Source organism: Hymenobacter nivis, from assembly GCF_003149515.1.
GTDB classification, from domain to species: domain Bacteria; phylum Bacteroidota; class Bacteroidia; order Cytophagales; family Hymenobacteraceae; genus Hymenobacter; species Hymenobacter nivis.
This window is the reverse complement of the sequence record NZ_CP029145.1, coordinates 3,845,706-3,862,978: the sequence shown is the minus strand read 5'-3', so window position 1 is coordinate 3,862,978 and position 17,273 is coordinate 3,845,706. Positions and strand designations below refer to the sequence as shown.

General features: G+C 64.0%; 20 protein-coding genes. 11 read left to right on the top strand and 9 right to left on the bottom strand.

Annotated features, from left to right (window positions below):
• Positions 1–39 precede the first annotated feature (39 nt).
• Positions 40–1,119, top strand: coding sequence for a dual-specificity RNA methyltransferase RlmN (gene rlmN / locus DDQ68_RS17115; protein ID WP_109657392.1), 1,080 nt, complete (start codon positions 40–42; stop codon positions 1,117–1,119).
• A 247-nt stretch (positions 1,120–1,366) separates the two neighbouring features.
• Here rlmN and DDQ68_RS17110 read toward each other — a convergent pair whose 3' ends face one another.
• The 3 genes from DDQ68_RS17110 to DDQ68_RS17105 all read right to left on the bottom strand — a co-directional run bounded on the left by DDQ68_RS17110 (position 1,367) and on the right by DDQ68_RS17105 (position 3,160).
• On the bottom strand, positions 1,367–2,335 hold the full coding sequence (locus tag DDQ68_RS17110) for a YihY/virulence factor BrkB family protein (RefSeq protein WP_109657391.1): 969 nt from the start codon (positions 2,333–2,335) through the stop codon (positions 1,367–1,369).
• A gap of 91 nt (positions 2,336–2,426) precedes the next feature.
• Positions 2,427–2,585, bottom strand: coding sequence for a hypothetical protein (locus DDQ68_RS23010; RefSeq protein WP_162550194.1), 159 nt, complete (start codon positions 2,583–2,585; stop codon positions 2,427–2,429).
• On the bottom strand, positions 2,543–3,160 hold the full coding sequence (locus DDQ68_RS17105) for a DUF3891 family protein (RefSeq protein WP_211320166.1): 618 nt from the start codon (positions 3,158–3,160) through the stop codon (positions 2,543–2,545). The genes DDQ68_RS23010 and DDQ68_RS17105 overlap by 43 nt, the downstream gene beginning before the upstream one ends.
• A gap of 4 nt (positions 3,161–3,164) precedes the next feature.
• On the opposite strand from DDQ68_RS17105, the gene DDQ68_RS17100 reads away from it, so the two are divergent.
• Together DDQ68_RS17100 and DDQ68_RS17095 are read left to right on the top strand one after the other, a co-directional pair.
• Positions 3,165–4,232: a hydroxymethylglutaryl-CoA reductase gene (locus DDQ68_RS17100; protein ID WP_342767411.1), complete on the top strand. Its 1,068-nt coding sequence runs from the start codon at positions 3,165–3,167 to the stop codon at positions 4,230–4,232.
• A 222-nt stretch (positions 4,233–4,454) separates the two neighbouring features.
• A complete protein-coding gene (locus tag DDQ68_RS17095) occupies positions 4,455–5,225 on the top strand; it encodes a hypothetical protein (protein WP_162550192.1) in 771 nt (256 codons plus the stop codon).
• Positions 5,226–5,380: 155 nt separating this feature from the next.
• Here the strand turns inward: DDQ68_RS17095 and DDQ68_RS17090 are convergent, their stop codons facing one another.
• From DDQ68_RS17090 to DDQ68_RS23005, 4 genes are all read right to left on the bottom strand, one after another.
• A complete protein-coding gene (locus DDQ68_RS17090) occupies positions 5,381–5,935 on the bottom strand; it encodes a hypothetical protein (RefSeq protein WP_109657389.1) in 555 nt (184 codons plus the stop codon).
• Between the two features lie 134 nt (positions 5,936–6,069).
• Positions 6,070–7,740 (bottom strand): S41 family peptidase, encoded by a 1,671-nt coding sequence (locus DDQ68_RS17085; RefSeq protein ID WP_109657388.1) that lies wholly within the window; start codon positions 7,738–7,740, stop codon positions 6,070–6,072.
• Between the two features lie 193 nt (positions 7,741–7,933).
• Complete coding sequence (locus DDQ68_RS17080) at positions 7,934–8,323, bottom strand: IS1 family transposase (protein WP_162550044.1); 390 nt, start codon at positions 8,321–8,323, stop codon at positions 7,934–7,936.
• A 19-nt stretch (positions 8,324–8,342) separates the two neighbouring features.
• Positions 8,343–8,657, bottom strand: coding sequence for a transposase-like zinc-binding domain-containing protein (locus tag DDQ68_RS23005; RefSeq protein WP_162549800.1), 315 nt, complete (start codon positions 8,655–8,657; stop codon positions 8,343–8,345).
• Positions 8,658–8,893: 236 nt separating this feature from the next.
• Here DDQ68_RS23005 and ruvX point away from each other — a divergent pair, with 236 nt between their 5' ends.
• The 4 genes from ruvX (at position 8,894) to DDQ68_RS17060 (ending at position 12,035) form a co-directional block, all read left to right on the top strand.
• Complete coding sequence (gene ruvX, locus DDQ68_RS17075) at positions 8,894–9,322, top strand: Holliday junction resolvase RuvX (RefSeq protein ID WP_109657387.1); 429 nt, start codon at positions 8,894–8,896, stop codon at positions 9,320–9,322.
• Between the two features lie 60 nt (positions 9,323–9,382).
• A complete protein-coding gene (gene def / locus DDQ68_RS17070; RefSeq protein WP_109657386.1) occupies positions 9,383–9,979 on the top strand; it encodes a peptide deformylase in 597 nt (198 codons plus the stop codon).
• 209 nt (positions 9,980–10,188) lie between these two features.
• Positions 10,189–11,019: an IS5 family transposase gene (locus tag DDQ68_RS17065; RefSeq protein ID WP_109656237.1), complete on the top strand. Its 831-nt coding sequence runs from the start codon at positions 10,189–10,191 to the stop codon at positions 11,017–11,019.
• Positions 11,020–11,042: 23 nt separating this feature from the next.
• Positions 11,043–12,035, top strand: coding sequence for a zinc dependent phospholipase C family protein (locus DDQ68_RS17060; RefSeq protein WP_109657385.1), 993 nt, complete (start codon positions 11,043–11,045; stop codon positions 12,033–12,035).
• Between the two features lie 87 nt (positions 12,036–12,122).
• On the opposite strand, the gene DDQ68_RS17055 is transcribed toward DDQ68_RS17060, so the two are convergent.
• A complete protein-coding gene (locus DDQ68_RS17055; RefSeq protein ID WP_109657384.1) occupies positions 12,123–13,031 on the bottom strand; it encodes an ion channel in 909 nt (302 codons plus the stop codon).
• A 196-nt stretch (positions 13,032–13,227) separates the two neighbouring features.
• Between DDQ68_RS17055 and DDQ68_RS24465 the strand changes: the two genes are divergently transcribed.
• The 4 genes from DDQ68_RS24465 (at position 13,228) to DDQ68_RS17040 (ending at position 16,472) form a co-directional block, all read left to right on the top strand.
• A complete protein-coding gene (locus DDQ68_RS24465) occupies positions 13,228–13,290 on the top strand; it encodes a hypothetical protein (RefSeq protein ID WP_342767454.1) in 63 nt (20 codons plus the stop codon).
• Between the two features lie 17 nt (positions 13,291–13,307).
• Positions 13,308–13,550: a DMT family protein gene (locus DDQ68_RS17050; RefSeq protein WP_342767410.1), complete on the top strand. Its 243-nt coding sequence runs from the start codon at positions 13,308–13,310 to the stop codon at positions 13,548–13,550.
• Between the two features lie 129 nt (positions 13,551–13,679).
• Positions 13,680–14,057 carry a hypothetical protein gene (locus DDQ68_RS17045; protein ID WP_109657383.1) on the top strand — a complete coding sequence of 126 codons (378 nt, stop codon included), beginning with the start codon at positions 13,680–13,682 and terminating at the stop codon, positions 14,055–14,057.
• Positions 14,058–14,162: 105 nt separating this feature from the next.
• A complete protein-coding gene (locus DDQ68_RS17040) occupies positions 14,163–16,472 on the top strand; it encodes a patatin-like phospholipase family protein (protein WP_109657382.1) in 2,310 nt (769 codons plus the stop codon).
• A gap of 62 nt (positions 16,473–16,534) precedes the next feature.
• Here the strand turns inward: DDQ68_RS17040 and DDQ68_RS17035 are convergent, their stop codons facing one another.
• On the bottom strand, positions 16,535–17,263 hold the full coding sequence (locus tag DDQ68_RS17035; protein WP_109657381.1) for an alpha/beta fold hydrolase: 729 nt from the start codon (positions 17,261–17,263) through the stop codon (positions 16,535–16,537).
• Positions 17,264–17,273 lie beyond the last annotated feature (10 nt).

Here is a 17,273-nt window from a genome sequence, read left to right as displayed (position 1 = left end):
GCGGGAACCCAACGCCTTGCCTGCTTGTATCTTTGCCCGATGCTATTTGAACTGCCCCTCGCCCCCGCGCCCACCAAGCGCGACATCCGCAAACTTTCGGCCGACGACCTGAAGGCTTTTCTGGTGGAGCACGGCGAGAAGCCCTTCCGCGCCAAGCAGGTGCAGGAGTGGCTGTGGAAGAACGCGGCCGGCTCGTTTGAGGAGATGAACAACCTCTCGCTGGCCACCCGCGAGCTACTGGGGGCCCACTTCGTTATCAACGGCGTGACGGTGCAAAACCAGCAGCGCAGCAACGACGGCACCATCAAGTCGGCCTTCAAGCTCTACGACGGCAACATTGTGGAGGGCGTGCTCATCCCGCACGATACGCGCATGACGGCCTGCATCAGCAGCCAGGTGGGCTGCTCGCTGACGTGTAAGTTTTGCGCCACCGGCTACATGGACCGCAAGCGTAACCTGGACGCGGCCGAGATTTACGACCAAGTGGTGCGCATCCGCGAGCAGTGCGAGGGCCAGTACGGCACGCCGCTTACCAACATCGTGTACATGGGCATGGGCGAGCCGCTGCTCAACTACGCCAACGTGGTGGAAAGCGTGCGCCGCATCACCGCCCCCGACGGCCTGAACATGGCCCCGCGCCGCATCACCATCAGCACGGCCGGCATCGCCAAGATGATTAAGAAGCTGGCCGACGACGACGTGAAGGCCAACCTGGCCCTGAGCCTGCACGCGCCCACCGACGCCAAGCGCAACGAAATCATGCCCATCAACGAGGCCAACTCGCTGGGGGCCCTAAAGGAAGCTTTGCAGTACTACCACGCCAAAACCGGCCGCAAAGTCACCTACGAGTACATCGTATTTGAGAACTTCAACGACACGCTGGAAGACGCCGAGAACCTGCTGAAAATCAGCAAGTGGCTGCCCTGCAAAATCAACCTCATCGAGTACAACCCCATCGAAAACGCGGACTACCGCAACACCGGCGAGGAAAACCTCATGTCGTTCCACCAGTACCTGGCCGACCGCGGCGTGCAAACCAACCTGCGCCGCTCGCGTGGCAAGGACATCGACGCCGCCTGCGGACAATTGGCGGTGAAGGAGAAGGCGGCGGCAGCTTAGCGGGATTGGTAGAGCAGTTTCCAGGTCAGTGCACAGCCTGGTTACTGCCAGCCCGCCGGCTTTTTCTGCCGGCCGACCGATTACCGTCAGGGAAAACAAACGGCGGCTGGTTAATCGGTCGACCAGCTGAAAGAGCCAGCCGACCGGACCGTACACCGACCTGAATACTGCTCTAATCAAGCGCAAGGGCCCCACCGTTTTGAGAACGGTGGGGCCCTTGCCTTTGTACTTGGGGAAGCCCGGGGCCCTAATCGCGCCACCTTCCCGTGGCCTGGGGGCGGCCAGTGGCTTTTTCCTCATCTGACTCGCCGGGCTTCACTTCCTCGACGCGCACGCGTACGGCGTGGGCCTTGGGCTGTACTTTTTGGCCGAAGGCATCGGCGAATTCCTGGGTGAACTCGGCGCCGAAAAAGATGATGAGCGAGGAGTAGTTGATCCAGAGCAGCAGCACGATGGCCGAGCCCGCCGCCCCGAAGGCCGAGCCGGGGTTGGCAAAGCCGATATACACGGCGATGAGGATCTTCCCCAGCACAAACAGCAACGCCGTGATGAAGGCCCCCACGCTCACGTCGCGCCACCGGATAATGGCGTCGGGCAGGAAGCGGTAGATGAGGGCAAACAGCAGCGTGGTGACGCCCAGCGACAGCGCAAAATCCACCACTTTGATGGCAATAACCCCGGCGGCCGGAATCAGGTACTGGAGCCAGCCGGTGAAGGCGCTCAGCACGGCGCTGATGACGAAGGATATAAGCAGCAGCAGGGCCACGCTCAGGATGAGGCCGAAGGAGAGCAGGCGCTGGCGCACGTAGTCGCCGATACCGATGCCGGTGGTTTTCACCTTCAGGTTCCAGATGTCGTTGATGCTTTCCTGGAGCGTGACGAAGAACGTGGTGGCCGCAAAAATCAGCGTGCCCACCCCGATGGCGGTAGCCAGCCCGCTCTTGTTTTGCAAGGTGAAGGTGGCGATGCTGTCTTGCAGGAACTTAGCCGATTCGGGCCCCACCAACCCCTTGAGCTGGCCGTACACCTGGCCCGTCACGGCGTCGTGGCCCAGGAACTTGCTGGCCACCGTGATGACGATGATTAATAGCGGAGGCAGCGAAAAAATGGTGTAGTACGACAGCGCCGCCGCGTGCCGGAACGAGTTGTTTTCCATGAACTCGCTGGCCGACGACTTCAACACTTGCAGAATATCCGAAAATTTATACGTCGCCATCTAAACAGCTAAAAAGTAGGTTCCTAGTACGGCCGCCCCGGCCTTTCGTTTGTAAAGCAAGTAATATCCTGGTTACGAAAGGATTATTTCTTTATTCCTGGCGGCGCAGCTCCCAACGCAGGATGCGCACCGGGGCCGCGCACAGGGCCCCGGCCAGGGCCGCATCATCGCGGAAGCGCAACTGGTGCAATTCCACTGCCTCTACGCTCACGGCCAGCGCGTCGGCGGCGAAGGGCCAGGGCCGCAGCACGGCAGGCGCGCCGCCCCCCCCCCGGGCTGGCGCACGAAGCTGGCGTAGGCCCAGTGGCCGGCCGGCAGCGGGCTGATTTCCACCTCGCGGCTCATCTCGGGCAGCTCGTGCCGGCAGAGGATGAGCGAGAGCCGGGCGCACCAGTGCAGCAGGTCGTAGGCGCGGCGAGCCTCGGCGGGCGTGGTGCCCAGGGCCAGGCCCCAGCGCTGCTGGCTGGCCTTCAGCTCGTCGAGGAAGGCCGTGGTAGTGGGCGCGCTGCCGCGCAGCGGCTCGTACAAGCAGCTCAGATGCAGGCTGGCAAGCAAGCTGCGCCACTGCCCCTGGAAGCGGGCGGCGTGCAGCAGATCCTGCGCCTGCGCCTGCGAGAAATCCTTTTGCGTGAAGTTGACCGGGGCCCCGGCGGGCGTGAGGCCGTGGTGGCCGCCGCGGCCGTGCCAGGCCGCCTGCTCGTCGTCGTGCTGTGCCACGGCCGCCAGCAAACCCACCCAGCGGTCGGGGGGCAGAAAGGGCGGCCAGGCCCAGGCCAGCTGGGCCCGCCAGCGGTTTGCCGAAGAGTTTACGCAGCAGCATTTCAAGCACTTGAAGTCGTACTCGTTTGATGCGCACGACTTGCAGGGCAACTGCGAGCACTTCATGGGCGTGGCGCAGGTGCCGGTGGGCCTGGCGGGGCCCCTGACCGTGAACGGCGAGCATGCGCAGGGCGACTTCCTCATCCCGATGGCCACCACCGAGGGCACGCTCGTGGCCAGCTACAACCGCGGCATGCAGGTGCTGAACCTGTGCGGCGGCGTGAAGTGCACCGTGATTGGCGACGCCATGCAGCGGGCCCCGGTGTTTGTGTTCAGCGACGCGCGCGGGGCCCGCGACTTCGGTAAGTGGGTGGCCGACAACCTGGAGCGTATCCGGCCGGAGGCCGAAAGTACGTCGCGCATCGCCAAGCTCCAGTACATCGACACGTACCTGGCCAACAAGTTTGCCTACCTGCGTTTCAACTTTTCGACCGGCGACGCGGCGGGCCAGAACATGGTGGGCCGCGCCACCTTCGCCGCCTGCTCCTGGATTCTGGCCAACTACGGGGGCCCTAAAGTCGAGCATTTCTACCTCGAATCGAACTTCACCACCGATAAAAAGGCCTCGCAAATCAACGTGATGCGCACCCGCGGCAAGCGCGTGACGGCGGAGGCCGTAATTAAGCGCGACATCTTGCAACAGCGCATGCGCGTGACGCCCGAGCAGCTGGCCTACCACGGGCAGGTGAGCAACGTAGGTGCCTTTCTCTCAGGCGCTAATAACAACGGGGCCCACTCGGCCAACGGCATTACGGCGCTGTTCATTGCCACGGGGCAGGACGTGGCCAACGTGAGCGAGTCGAGCGCCGGCGTGCTGTACTCAGAGGTGACAAAGGAGGGCGACTTGTACATCAACATCACCACCCCGAGCCTGATTGTGGCCACCCACGGCGGCGGCACCGGCCTGGCTACCCAAAACGAATGCCTGCGCCTGCTGGGCTGCACAGGCCGCGGCACGGTGTACAAGTTCGCCGAAATCGTGGCCGGCGTGGTACTAGCCGGCGAGCTGAGCCTGGGCGCCGCCATCAGCAGCTCGGACTGGGTGAGTAGCCACGAGCAATACGGCCGCAACCGCTAGGGGCCCCAGGGCGGGGAACTTCACCCCCTAGCCCCCTCTCCAAAAAAGAGGGGGACTAGTTTTTAGTTTTAGCTTCTAGAAATCAGGTTTTTAGAACTAGGGCTAATTCCCCCTCTTTTTGAGAGAGGGGGCTAGGGGATGAGGTTCCCTTAGGCTGCCCCGCCCCAGATACTAGGGGCAGCAGCAGTATATTAGGCGCACTTTCTGCCTTTCTTTACTGCCATGCGCTCGTCTGTTTTGCTTTACCTGGTGCTGGGGGCCCTGGGGTTGATTAGCCGGCCCGCCTGGGCCCAGGCGGGCCTGAACAGCAAAGACTTGGAAGACATCAGCCACGGCCGGCCCACCTCGACCCAGAACCTGAATCAGGCCAACACCGTCGACGAGCGGGCCCTGGCTGCCGCAGCCGCCCACGTGGCCCACTACTACGACCCCGACTGGGTGCCCGGCTCCTTGCTGCCCATCAAGGGCGAGCCGCAGCCCGTGCCCGGCCTGCGCTACAACCTGGTGCACCACTGGGTAGAAGTGCGGGACGCCATTGTGCCGGGCGGTGTGCGCCTCTACCCGGTGGGCAGCCTGCGGGGCTTCGTGCTGAACAACGCGCCCGGCCGGCCGGGCCACCGCTTCGGGGCCTACCGCGTAGGCGGCGCGGGCCGCCTGCTGCTCGAAGAGCTGACCGAAGGCCCCGTGCGCCTGCTGCTGGGCTACGACCTGGAACTAGTAGGCGCGGTGCGCAACGCGGCCATCGGCGTCGAGACCCAGGCCGCGCAGTTCCGGCGCACCTCCGAGCTGTACGTGGCCATCCCGGCCCGGCCCCTGGCCCAGCCGCTGGCCCAACCCCTGGCGCTGAGCCAGCGGACGGTGCTGCGCCTATTCGGGGCGGCTGCGGGCGACATGGCCCTCTATGCTCAGCAGCACAGCCTGCGCTACGACAACCTGACCGAGGTGGTGCAGCTGGTGGACCACTTCAACGCCACCTTACTGCCAGGACCCTAAACAAACTGCCTGATTCAGAACACTGTAGAGACGTATCCTTACGTCTCTACAGTGTTCCAGGAGCCAAAGCCATCAAGTCAAACTGCTTTTTAAACGCGAAAAGGCCACTCCAACGGGAGTGGCCTTTTAGAAACCAGGCGCTCACCCGGGGCCCTCTATGGCAGACTGGCCGCCACGCTGAACTTGCTGTCGACGCGCACCACCACGTCCTGGGCCGGGCGCGTGCTGAGCAGCACTTCGCTGGTGAGGGCATAGCTACTATTTCGCAGGTACGCGTCAAGCTTGGTGTCGGGGGCGGGGTTGAGTTGGATGGACGTGGCGCCTTTGGGCACGTTGTCGAGCGAGGCTAGGAGTACTTTGTTGGTGCCGGCGGCGTCGGTACTGATGTAGAGCTTGACGCTCTTCACGATGTCGAATGTTTGGCCGGCGGGGCTGGTGGCGGTCAGGGTGAGCTGCTCCAGCTTCACCTCCTGCACGTACTGGGCCTTGGTGTTGTTGTTAGCGTAGGTAGTGGTGGAGGTGGAATTCACCGTCACGGCGGGCAAGGTAACCGGGACCGTGCCGTAGGGGTACGCGGCCGGCACTGTGAAGCTCTGGGTGTCGTTCACGTTGAAGCGCAACAGGCTCAGCACTTTGTTGCAGCCCCCGGCCATTAGCAGTACACCCAGCAGGGCGGGCAACAATAGCAGTAGTTTAGCTATTTTTAGCATAGAAGAAGCGATAGTAATTGATTGATTGGAAGCTAACGAATAGACCTGCCGGCAACTCCTACGCCTTCAAAAATACGCAATAACCGCCGTCGGTGCCGCATTAGCCAGCGGCCTTTTGCAACGCCGCGGGGGCCCTACTTATTGCTGGCCAGGGCCAGTTGGGCACTGCCGTCGCCGAGGGCATGCAGGGCCTGTTGCAGCTCGGCATCGTGCGCGCCCAGCACCGTGTAGTAGGGCACCGCGCCGTAGGCACTTTGGGCGATGTAGGCCTTGATTTGATTGCGGAGTAAGGCGGCGCAGCGGCGCAGTGCGGCCGGGTCGGCCGGCACGCCGTCGCGGGCGGCGGCGGCGGCCAGGGCCCCCAGCTGCGCATCGCTCACGCGGAAGGTGGCGTTGAACTGGGCGAAGCGAAGGCCTTCCAGCTCGGCTTTGTGGGCCTGGTAGAAGGCCAGGGCCAGGGCGCGAGGCGTTTGGTGGGCCTGCAAGCGGGCGTAGTAGGCCGAGCACGCCAGCGTATCGCGCGGCACAAACACGTCGGGCATTATGCCGCCGCCGCCGTACACCGGCCGGCCGCGGTCGGTGCGGAAGCGCGGGCCGCCCGCCACGCGGTTGCTGTCGGCCGAGGCCAGGTCGCCATGGGCGGCCCGCTCGGCCAGCTCGCGGCGGTATTCGGCGCGGCTGCTACCGTAGGGCTTTTGGATGGAGCGGCCGCTGGGCGTATAGTAGCGGGCAATGGTGAGGCGCAGCTCGCCGCCGTCGCTGAGGGCGATGGGCTGCTGCACCAGGCCCTTGCCGAAAGTGCGGCGGCCCACCAGCAGGGCGCGGTCGTGGTCTTGCAGGGCCCCGGCCAGCACCTCGGCAGCCGAGGCGCTGCCCTCGTCGACGAGCACCACCAGGGGCCCCTCCTCAAATTCGCCGGCCACCTTGGCATACACCTGCGAGTCGTAGGTATCGCCCTTGCCGTCGATGGCCACGATTTTGCGCGAGCCGCCCACCAGCTCGTCGGCCACACGGGTGGCGCGGTCGAGGTAGCCGCCGGGGTTACCGCGCAGGTCCAGCACGAGGCGGGCCAGGCCCTGGCGGCGCAGGTCGGCCAGCGCGGCCCGGAAGTCGTCGTAAGTGGTAGCCGCAAACCGGTTGATTTTGATGTAGCCCGTCTGCTCATCAAGCAAATACGCCGCGTCAATGGACGGGTTGGGCACCCGGCTGCGCACCAGGGCCAGGGCAAAGGTGCGGGCCGAAGCGGGCCGGTGCACCTCCAGGGCCACGGTGCTGCCGCGGGCCCCCCGCAGCAGCTGCGCAATGCGGGCGTTGGTGAGGCGGGCCCCCGACACGGCCTGCCCGCCCACGCGCAGCACCTGGTCACCGGGCAGCAGGCCGGCCTGGGCCGCCGCCCCGCCGCCGAGCGGGGCCACCACCGTCATGGTGTCGCAGAAAAGGTTGAAATCGAGGCCCACGCCATCAAAGTCGCCCTGCAAAAAAACATCGTTCTGCTCGCGCTCCGCGGCCGGGATGTACACCGAGTGCGGGTCGAGGCGCTCCAGCATCTGGGCCGTGGCGTAGTCGGCCAGGCCCTCGGTGTTCACCGAGTCCACGTAGTCGCGGTCCACGTAGCTGAGCACCTCCTTGAAGCGCAGGTAGCCGCGGGCCGTGGCATCAGGGTTGGTGGTGGAGGGCCGGAACGGGTTGTTGGAAATTAGCAGGCCGCTGCCAAACGCCAGGGCCACCAGCACCGCCCCGCGCAGCCCGGTGCGGCGGGCCCCGGCGGGGCGCGAAGAAGCGCGGAAGAGCGCGGAAAAAGCCATGGCGGCGGAGCGAAGGAAAAGGCGTTACCGAGTTGGCAGCGCGGGAAGGATATTCAAACTTAATTAAATTTTTCCATGATACATGTTCTGCAAAATAGATTTTAGTCGAACGTAATTGAATAATTGAAAAATGGGGTTTAATACCCTTTTTAGGTCATTTTTAGCTTATTTAAATACTAATTTAGGCGGCGGTCTATTGAAGAGTGAGGTTGTAATTGTCAATCACAATCTTGATGCGAGCCGTGTGCATGCGCAAACTTTTACTAAAGGAGCAGGATTTGCGGACCAATACCCCGCAGCGCTGGCGTAAGGAGCAGTTGATAGCCTCAACAATATTGGTTTTGCCGCTGCCTTTGGGATGAGGCCGATGCTGGTGGGCGGGCAAGACCTTGGCGTAGGCTTCCCACTGGTCGGTGTGGTAGCGGCAGTGGCGTTGGTAGCGTCGCGGCAGCGCGGCCCACAAGCGCCGGGCCGTGGCGGCTCCCCGGCAACCCAGCACCCAGGCCACGATGCGGCGCGAGGCCCGTTCAACGGCCAGCCACAACCAGACTTTGCACGTGCGCCGGCCCACGAAGGTCCACATTTCGTCAAGTTCGAGGGCTTCAGGTTTCCGGCGTTGGGCCTTTTTCGTCCGGCGACGCGGCAGCCGGGGCGAGTCCAAGGCCGCTTTTTTTTATCAGCTTGGCGATGGTCATCCGTGCCACGCCGGTGGCGCGCACGATGCTACGTTGGGAGTTACGCTCGGTGAGCAAGGCTTCCACCTGCGCATACTGTGCCGCCTTGGCCACGGCCGCTGGTATAAACCGTGCCTGATACCCGCACGCCTTGCACTGGTATTTAGGCTGACCACCCTGCGTGCCATTGCGGCGGATGTGTTCACTACCACAGCGGGCACATAAGTGTTGCGTATAAACCATGCGCTAATTTACAACCTCACTCGCTAATAGACCACCGCCATAATTTAATAGTTAATTAATTATAATTGCATATTACCATGAATTGAATTAAATATAATTTTTACATTAAATTGTAGTCCGCAATATTACTCACGTAGGGTGTGCCGCGGTGCGGCCCCGGCCCTAGCGACGGCCGTATCTTTGCGTCGGCGCCGGGGTCGGCGCCGTTTTTTGCTTTCGTTTTAGTCTCTTTCGCCGTGGGCCGCATCCTCGCCATCGATTACGGCAACAAGCGCGTGGGGCTGGCCGTGACGGACCCCAGCCGCATCATTGCCTCGCCGCTCGACACCATCCACAGCCAGGATTTACTGGCCTACGTGCTGGCCTACCACCGGCGCGAGCCGTTGGCGGCCATCGTGGTGGGCATGCCGCGCACGCTGCTCAACGAGCCCACCGACGTGACCAGCGCCGTGGTGGGCCTGCTGCGCCGCCTGCGCAAGGAGCTGCCCGAGGTGCCCGTCCACGAAATCGACGAGCGCTTCACCTCGCGCATGGCCCACGCGGCCATGCTAGCCGGGGGCCTGGGCCAAAAGGCCCGCCGCGACAAAGCCACCGTGGACCGGGTGAGCGCGGCCATTATCCTCCAGTCGTTTCTGGAGTCGCCGGCGGGGCGGGCCGTGGCCTAGCCGGAACCCCGGGGGCCCCCGCCCTTGTTTGCTTTAATTCTTTATCAACGTTTTACTTAGATGATACACCCCATCGTTGCCATCGGCGACCCCGTGCTGAAGGCCCGCGCCAAAAACCTGCCCGCCGACCTGCCCGCCGCCGAACTCCAGCAGCTCATCGCCGACATGCTCGAAACCATGTACTTCGCCCACGGCGTGGGCCTGGCCGCCCCGCAAATCGGCAAGAGCGTGCGCCTGTTCGTAATTGACTCGACCCCCATGGTGGAGCTGGACGAGGAGGACATTGCCGAGGGCGTGGAGGCCGAGCCCGCCATCAAGCGCGCCTTCCTCAACCCCGTGATGGTGAGTGAAACCGGTGAGAAGTGGGGCTTCGAGGAAGGCTGCCTGAGCATTCCCGGGGTGCGCGAGCTGGTGCAGCGCTGCCCCGACATTGTGCTGCGCTACGAGGACGAGAACCGCCAGGTGCACGAGGAAGGCTTTTCGGGCATGAACGCCCGCATCATCCAGCACGAATATGACCACTTGGAGGGCGTGCTGTTCACCGACAAGCTTTCTTCCTTTAAAAAGCAGCTGCTCAAGGGCAAGCTGGCCCGCATCGGCAAAGGCGACGTGGCCCATGACTACCGCATGAAATTCGCAAGCGCCGGGCGGCGGTAGGGGCCTTATATTTTATCAAACCAGTATGACAACAAAACTGGCATATCCCGTGGGGTATGCCAGTTTTTTTTGATTTTGCTGGCATACCAAAGCCCCTTTCCGATTTATCCAATGAAGCTGTTTAGGAAGTAGTCAGGCGGGCTCAAAACAGAAAAGACTCCCACGGCAGAGCGAAATTTGAGGTGCGACCCATCTCCTTTCCCTCCGTCATGGAAGTCCTGCCCAAAGATATCATTACCGCCTGGATACTCCCCCATTTGCCCTTTAGCGCCCACGGCCGTCGGCGGGCGGCCCAGCCGGTGGAAGTCGTCGGCGCCATTCTCTACAAGCTCAAAACGGGTTGTCAGTGGCGCTGGCTGCCCGTGCGAGAATTGCTGCCAACCCACCCCCTGACGTGGCAGGGCGTCTACTATTATTTCAACCAGTGGCGCAAGCAAGGTGCTTGGAAACAGCTTTGGTTGAGCGTCTTGCGCTTGAACCACGCGGCGCTGGACTTGTCGAGTGTGCAACTCGATGGCAGCCACACCCCGGCTAAAAACGGCGGGGCGGCTGTCGGCTATCAAGGCCGCAAGGCGGCCCGCACCACCAACGCCCTGTTTCTGGCCGACAACACGGGCCAGCCCCTAGCCGTGGCCACGCCGCAAGCCGGCAACCACCACGATACGTTTGCCCTCGAACACGTCTTCGCCGAACTCTGTGAGCTGCTCGAACAAGCGCACCTGCGCCTGGAAGGCCTCTTTCTGAATGCCGACAAAGCCTTTGATGTCACTAGCTTGCGTCAGGCCTGCGCCCGGCGCGACATCGAAGCCAACATTCCCCGCAACCGGCGCTCGACCGACTGGCAAACGGATGATGACACGCCGCTGGACCCCGAACTTTACCGGCGCCGGCTGGTCATCGAGCAAATGAACGCCTGGCTCGACGGCTTCAAGACCCTGCTGGTGCGCTACGAAACCTGCCTGGAAAATTGGCTGGCCTTCCACTGGCTCGCCTTTGTCGTGCTGCTACTGCGTAAAATTACCCGACCACCCACTTCCTAAACAGCTTCAATATCTCTATAATTATGCTCAAACGCTACGCGCTGTTATCCTTCCTGCTTCTAATCTCCCTGGGGCCCCGGCCGGCGCGGGCCTGGGGCTTTTTTGGGCACCGGCTACTGAACCGGCTGGCCGTGTACACGTTGCCGCCGAAGATGGTGGGCTTTTACAAGGCGCACATTGACTACATGACGGCGAACGCCACCCGACCCGACGCCCGCCGCACGGTGGTACCCGGCGAAGCAGCCAAGCACTTCATGGACGTGGACCGCTACGGCGACAGCTGCCTGACCACCCACGGCCGGGGCCTGCCGCGCCGCTACGAAGACGCCGTGGCCCGCTACGGCGAGGACTCGCTGCTGCGCCACGGCATCGTACCCTGGAACATCGCCCGGATGAAAAACCAGCTCACCGCCGCCTTCCAGCGCCAGGACGCCGACGCCATCCTGCGCCTCTCGGCCGACCTCGGGCACTACGTGGCCGACGCCTGCGTGCCGCTGCACGCCACCCAGAACTACAACGGCCAGCTGACGGGCCAGCGCGGCATCCACGGCCTTTGGGAGAGCCGCTTGCCGGAGTTATTAGCCGCCGACTACGACCTGTTCACAGGGCCCGCGCCGTACCTGGAGCACCCCGGCGACGCCGCCTGGGGGGCCCTGGCGCGCTCCCACGCCGCCGTCGATTCGGTGCTGCTGTTTGAGAAAGAGTTGACGGCCACGTTCCCCGCCGACCGCAAGTACGGCTACGAGGCTCGCGGGGCCACCACGGTGCGCGTGTACTCGCGCGACTTCAGCCGGGCCTACCACGCCCGGCTCGGCGGGCAGGTGGAGCGGCAGCTGCGCTACGCCAGCCGCCTCATCGGGGCCTTTTGGTACACGTGCTGGGTCGACGCCGGGGCCCCTGACCTGGACAAGCTGCCCCGCACCACCTCAGCCGTGGAGGAGCTGCGCCTGGCCCGCGAGGCCGCCGACGCGGCCGGGGCGCCAGCGGTGGGTAGCGTGCCCGGGCACGAGGAGTAGGGTGCGAGGGTAGGAGGGTGTGGGGATGTGAGGGTAGGCTGGTGTGAGTATATAGCCCCCCTACCCTCGCACCCTCCTACCCTTCCTTCACAACTCCTCCGTGGCGTCGAGCGCGTCGAGGTCTACTACGGCGAGGCCGTTTTCGTCCACGTCGTAGGCGCGACGGAAGCGGTGGTTCCAGATTATTTCACTAGCAATGTAGGAGTTGCGGGCGTACACGTCCTGGGCGAAGGTGTCATCGTAGCCCTTGAGCATGACGATGATTTCCACGGCGCGGGCCGCGTAGTCGGCAGCTTCCAGGCCGTGCAACGGGCTGCCGGGAATCAGGTCGTGCACCAGTGTCCAGGTCAGGGGCAGGAAGCTGACGGCGTCGCGCTCCAGGGCCAGGGCGGCGTAGGACACGTTTTTAGTGGCGGCGTCGGTGAACTTGACGATGACCCGCGCCGAAAGCTCAATCAGGATGTTGGCCCGGCGGTTGGCCACCCGGAATTGCAGGCACGGCGTGCCGTCGGGCCGCCGGCTGACGATGGCCGCGCGGCTAAACAGAATGCGCGCCGTGGGCCGCGAAAACCGCCCGTAGAGCAGGCCCGTAGCCAGCGCAAACGTAAGCACGCCCGCCAGCGCCTCCAGGCTGGAGAGGGCCCCAGTTCCGTTGCTGCCCGGGTACACGTGCCCGTAGCCCACGCTGGTAAAGGTTTGAACAGAGAAAAATAGCGCGCTCAGGAAGTCCTGCACCCAGCCGTGAGGGGCCGCCACGCCGGGCAGGTTTTCGAGGCCCAAGGCCATGTAGGCCAGCGCAAACGCCGCGTTCAGCACCCCAAACAGCACGCTCACTTCCAGAAAAAACCGGCCCCACGGCATCAGAATCAGCCGCTGGTAGGGGTCGCGGATGGGCGGGCCGCCGCGCCGCCGCACGTTGAAGGAGCCGTCGTGGTTGATGGCCCGCTGGGTGGGCCGCGAGAATTTTTCGCCAATGCCAGGGTCGAGCGAGGCCATGCTGTGGGGGATGAGAAGTGCGCTGCGAAGAACGCCACCCCGGCCGCCACTGGCCGCACCGGGGCCCCAGGTTATGGCCACCAATTTTGGCTTGGCGTGGAGAAAAAATTAGCTGGTTTATCCTGTTCTCATTTTTTCTTTCATTCTCATACGCGGATTTTACGCCATTCTGCTCCTCACCGTCTCCAATCTATTCATGACATTTGCCTGGTACGGGCACCTGCGCTTGTTCAAAAAATGGCCTGATTTGCCAAGCTAGGCCTATTCGGCGTCATAATGATGAGCTGGGACCTGGCCCTATTCGCGTATATTTTTCAGGTGCCAGCCAACCTGCTGGGCTTTGAGAAAAACGACGGGCCGTTCGGCCTTTTCCAGCTCAAGGTGATTCAGGAAGTGGTAACGCTGGCCGTGTTCACGCTCTGCACGTTGTTCGTTTTTAAGCCCGACAAGCTGGGCTGGAACCACCTGGCGGGCTTCGTGCTGCTGGTGGCGGTGTACGTCATCTTCAAGAAGTGGTGAGCGCGGGCAAATTGGGGGCCTGAAGAAAAATTAATGTCTGGCTCAGGCCGGCTTCAGGGCGCGGTAGAAATTTTGTAGCGTCGCAAAGGCCACCGGAGCCGGCCGACGCCCCATTCACTTTTATATAGCGTGGCCAATGCGCTGGCCGTGCCGCTGGGGCCCCACCTGGCCCACCTCACCGCCACCTGGTACCAGGCGGACCCGCTGCCCCCCGGCACCAGCCTGGGCCTGTGGATTGCCGGCCGCCTGGCCCAGGGCTTGGGCGTGCGGCTGGCCCGCGGCAAGCCCAGCAACGCAGGACTGCTGCTGCGCCACTTGAAAACCCTTTCCTGGAGCGGTTTTGGGGTCCGTACGCACCGGGCACCCCCGGGCCCTTTGTTGCTGGTTGGCACGACAATCCGGCCGCCGAAACTGGCCCCGTGGCGGCGGCGGTTTTGCAAATCTGGTAAGCAAGGCCCGGGCGTGGCTTCCGGCCTTTTTGGCTTTCCGGGCGGAAATCGGGGCTGAGCCAACCAGCTGTGAAGGGCCCCGGGAGCCCTGGGCGCATTCGGGGCGGTGTTGTACTTTCGGCGCAGGGCAGGCGGGCCAACCGCGAAGCTATTAAATTATTTTATGATTAAAAAAATACTATGTGTGGGCCTGTGGGCTGGTACGCTGGGCCTGACAGGCCCGGCCCACGCCCAGAAAGTGGGGCTGGTACTGAGCGGCGGCGGCGCCAAGGGCCTCGCCCACGTGGGTGTGCTCAAAGAGCTGGAAAAGAACCACATCCCCATCGACTACATCGTGGGCACGAGCATGGGGGCCGTGGTGGGAGCCATGTACGCCTCGGGCTACTCACCAGCCGACATCGAGCAGATCGTGCTGAGCCCGGAATTCCAAAAGTGGACGTCGGGCAAAGCCCTGGAAAGCAATACGTTCAACTTCACCACGCGCGAGCCCTCGCCCTCGGCCCTGCGCCTCGGCGTGGCCGTGGACTCGACGCTGCACGCGCGCGTCAGCTCGAACCTGGTGAACGATTTGAACCTGAACCTGGCCCTGGCCAAGCTCATGGCCCCGTCGGGGGCCGAGGCGGGCTACGACTTTAATAAGCTGTTCGTGCCGTTTCGGTGCATGGCGTCGGAGATATTTACGCGGCAGGAGGTGGTGCAGCGCAAGGGCTCCCTGAGCGATGCGGTGCGCAACTCGATGACGTTTCCGCTGGCGTTCCGGCCCATCCGCAACCTCGACGGGAAATACTACTACGACGGAGCAGTGTTCGACAACTTCCCCACGGCGGCCATGAAAACGGAGTTTGCGCCCGACGTCATCATCGGGGTGAACGTGGGCGATGTGGCCCTCAAAAAGTACCCATTCAAAACCGACGACGCCCTGCTGGCCAGCACGGTACTATTTTTAGGCACGAGCGTGGCCGACACGACCAGCGTGGGCAAAAATGGTATTTATATCCAGCCCAACCTGGGGGCCCTGGGCGTGGGCGACTTCGACCAGGTAAAAGCTTTTATCGGCAAGGGCGACACGGCCACGCTGCTGAAAATGGACCTCATTAAGCAGCGCATCGGCCGCCGCCAAGACTCGACGGCGCTGCTGGCGCGGCGGCGGGCGTTCCAGGAAGGGGTGCCCACGCCGCGCTTTTTGGAGGTGCAGGTGCACGGCCTGCGGCCCGACCAGAACGCATACGTAGCCAAGTTTTTCCAGCGCGAGGGCCGCGATTTTGGCCTCGACGAGATTGAGGAGGGCTACTACCGGCTGGCGTCGGACGACTACTTCAAGAATATTTACCCGCGCATTCGCTACGACGCGGCGCGCAAGGGCTACATTTTCAGCCTCGACGCGCAACGCAACAACAACGTGACGGCGGAGGTGGGCTTCGTGCTGAGCACCCGGCCCATCGACAACTTTTTCCTGGGCCTGGAGTACCGGGTGCTGCGCCGGCTGCTCTACACCACGGCGGCCGACGTGAGCCTGGGGCGCTTTTACAACGGGGCCCGCGGCTCGTTCCGCATCAGCGTGCCGGGCACGGTGCCGTTCTACGTGGAGCCGGGCATCACCTACAACCAGTGGGACTACCAGAGCACGGGTGGCCTGCTGGGGCGCAACGCGCTGGGCACCCAAATCCGGCAGCAGGACACGAAGGTGGGCGTGCAAGTGGGCGTGACGCCGACCTACCGCAGCCGGCTGCTGCTCGACGCGGGCCTGTTCCAGACGCACGACGACTACACGAACCGCACGGAAATCAACAGCAGCGACGTGCTCGACAAAACCATTTTCCACGGCTTCACGGGGGCCCTGCGCCTGGACCGCAACACACTAAACGAGAAGCAGTACGCCACCGGCGGCCACCGCTATTCGTATTCGCTGCGCGGCGTTACGGGGGCAGCTGCCTACACGCCGGGCTCCACGTCGCTGGTGGCGGCCAACGAGCGCCACCACCAGTGGCTGCAACTCCGGGCCACGGTGGAGCGCTACTTTGCCTTGCCCGGCAACCGCCGCGCCTGGGGCTACTTCGGCGAGCTGATGGCCACGGGCCAGGGCACGTTCAGCAACTTCCGGGCCTCGCAGGCCATCGCGCCGGTGTTTTCGCCGCTGCCCGACGCCCGCACGCTGTTCCTCGCCAAGTACCGCAGCGGGCGCTACGCGGCCGTGGGTGTGCGCTACAGCCAGGCCGTGCTGGGCAGCCTTCAGTGGCGCTCCGAGCTGTACGTGCACGTCAACTTCCAGCCCTTCGAGCAGGCCGCCGACCAGACGGCCATCCGCACCAGCGGCTTCGAGCGGCCCCGCCTGACGGTCAGCACGGGCTTCATTTTGATGACGCCCGTGGGGCCCCTGGCCCTGCACGCCCGCTACTACGACGACCCCAACGAGCACTTTGGCGTGTACGCCCACCTGGGCTACCTGCTCTTCCGCGGCCGGGCTTTGGAGTAAGCCCGGGCCCGCAGCAAAAAAGCCTCGCTGGTGCTCAGCGGGGCTTTTTTGTGGGCGAAATATTACCCCGCGATGGCCGCGGCCACAGCGGCCGGGGCCTCGTAAGGCAGCAGGTGGCCGGCACCGGGCACCTCCGTGAACAGAGTGCCGGGGGGCAGCACCGGCAGGGTTTGCTGGCGCTGGGCGGCGGCGGGAATAGCGCGGTCGGCGGCGCCCACCAGCAAGTGGCAGGGCACGGCAATTTCGCCCATCAGCGCCGTCAGGTCCTCCAGCGAGCCAGCCAGCAGCCAGGCATCCCAGGCGGCCTGGCGGCTGCGCAGGTTGTCGGCCACTACTTGCTGATGCACGGCGGCGGGCAGGGCGGCCTGCGTGATTATGTGGAAGGTCTTCTCGGCCTCGGCGGGCTGGCCGTAGGCGGCCAGCGCGGCGGCGCGGTCATCGTCCGAAATCGGCTCGGGGCTGGGCGGCGAGGGCGAGAGCAACACCAACCGGCGCAGGCCGGCGGGCCGGGTGGCAGCCAGCGCCAGGGCCACCTTGCCGCCCATGCTGTGGCCCACCAGCACGTAATCGGTCAGCTTTTTTTCAGCCACGAAGGCCGCCACCCAATCGGCGTAGGCCCCCACTGAGTAGTCGAACCCCGCGGGGGCCCCCTGCGCGCCGAAGCCGGGCAGGTCGGGGGCAAATAGGGTGGTGCCCGGGGGCAGCAGCGGGCGCAGGGCGTCGAATTCGTGGCCGGCCCCGGCCCAGTAGTGCAGGGCCAGAACGGCGGCGGGAGTAGCGGAGTCAGGCATGGCCCCGCAT

What these genes read in the sequence shown, in the direction of transcription:
- DDQ68_RS17040 (WP_109657382.1), top strand. Translation starts at nt 14,163, where the DNA reads ATGATTAAAAAAATACTATGTGTGGGCCTGTGGGCTGGTACGCTGGGC.
- DDQ68_RS17055 (WP_109657384.1), bottom strand. Translation starts at nt 13,031, where the DNA reads ATGGCCTCGCTCGACCCTGGCATTGGCGAAAAATTCTCGCGGCCCACC.
- DDQ68_RS17095 (WP_162550192.1), top strand. Translation starts at nt 4,455, where the DNA reads ATGCGCTCGTCTGTTTTGCTTTACCTGGTGCTGGGGGCCCTGGGGTTG.
- def (WP_109657386.1), top strand. Translation starts at nt 9,383, where the DNA reads ATGATACACCCCATCGTTGCCATCGGCGACCCCGTGCTGAAGGCCCGC.
- DDQ68_RS17110 (WP_109657391.1), bottom strand. Translation starts at nt 2,335, where the DNA reads ATGGCGACGTATAAATTTTCGGATATTCTGCAAGTGTTGAAGTCGTCG.
- DDQ68_RS17085 (WP_109657388.1), bottom strand. Translation starts at nt 7,740, where the DNA reads ATGGCTTTTTCCGCGCTCTTCCGCGCTTCTTCGCGCCCCGCCGGGGCC.
- DDQ68_RS17060 (WP_109657385.1), top strand. Translation starts at nt 11,043, where the DNA reads ATGCTCAAACGCTACGCGCTGTTATCCTTCCTGCTTCTAATCTCCCTG.
- DDQ68_RS17090 (WP_109657389.1), bottom strand. Translation starts at nt 5,935, where the DNA reads ATGCTAAAAATAGCTAAACTACTGCTATTGTTGCCCGCCCTGCTGGGT.
- DDQ68_RS17050 (WP_342767410.1), top strand. Translation starts at nt 13,308, where the DNA reads ATGATGAGCTGGGACCTGGCCCTATTCGCGTATATTTTTCAGGTGCCA.
- DDQ68_RS17065 (WP_109656237.1), top strand. Translation starts at nt 10,189, where the DNA reads ATGGAAGTCCTGCCCAAAGATATCATTACCGCCTGGATACTCCCCCAT.
- DDQ68_RS17080 (WP_162550044.1), bottom strand. Translation starts at nt 8,323, where the DNA reads ATGTGGACCTTCGTGGGCCGGCGCACGTGCAAAGTCTGGTTGTGGCTG.
- DDQ68_RS17035 (WP_109657381.1), bottom strand. Translation starts at nt 17,263, where the DNA reads ATGCCTGACTCCGCTACTCCCGCCGCCGTTCTGGCCCTGCACTACTGG.
- DDQ68_RS23005 (WP_162549800.1), bottom strand. Translation starts at nt 8,657, where the DNA reads ATGGTTTATACGCAACACTTATGTGCCCGCTGTGGTAGTGAACACATC.
- rlmN (WP_109657392.1), top strand. Translation starts at nt 40, where the DNA reads ATGCTATTTGAACTGCCCCTCGCCCCCGCGCCCACCAAGCGCGACATC.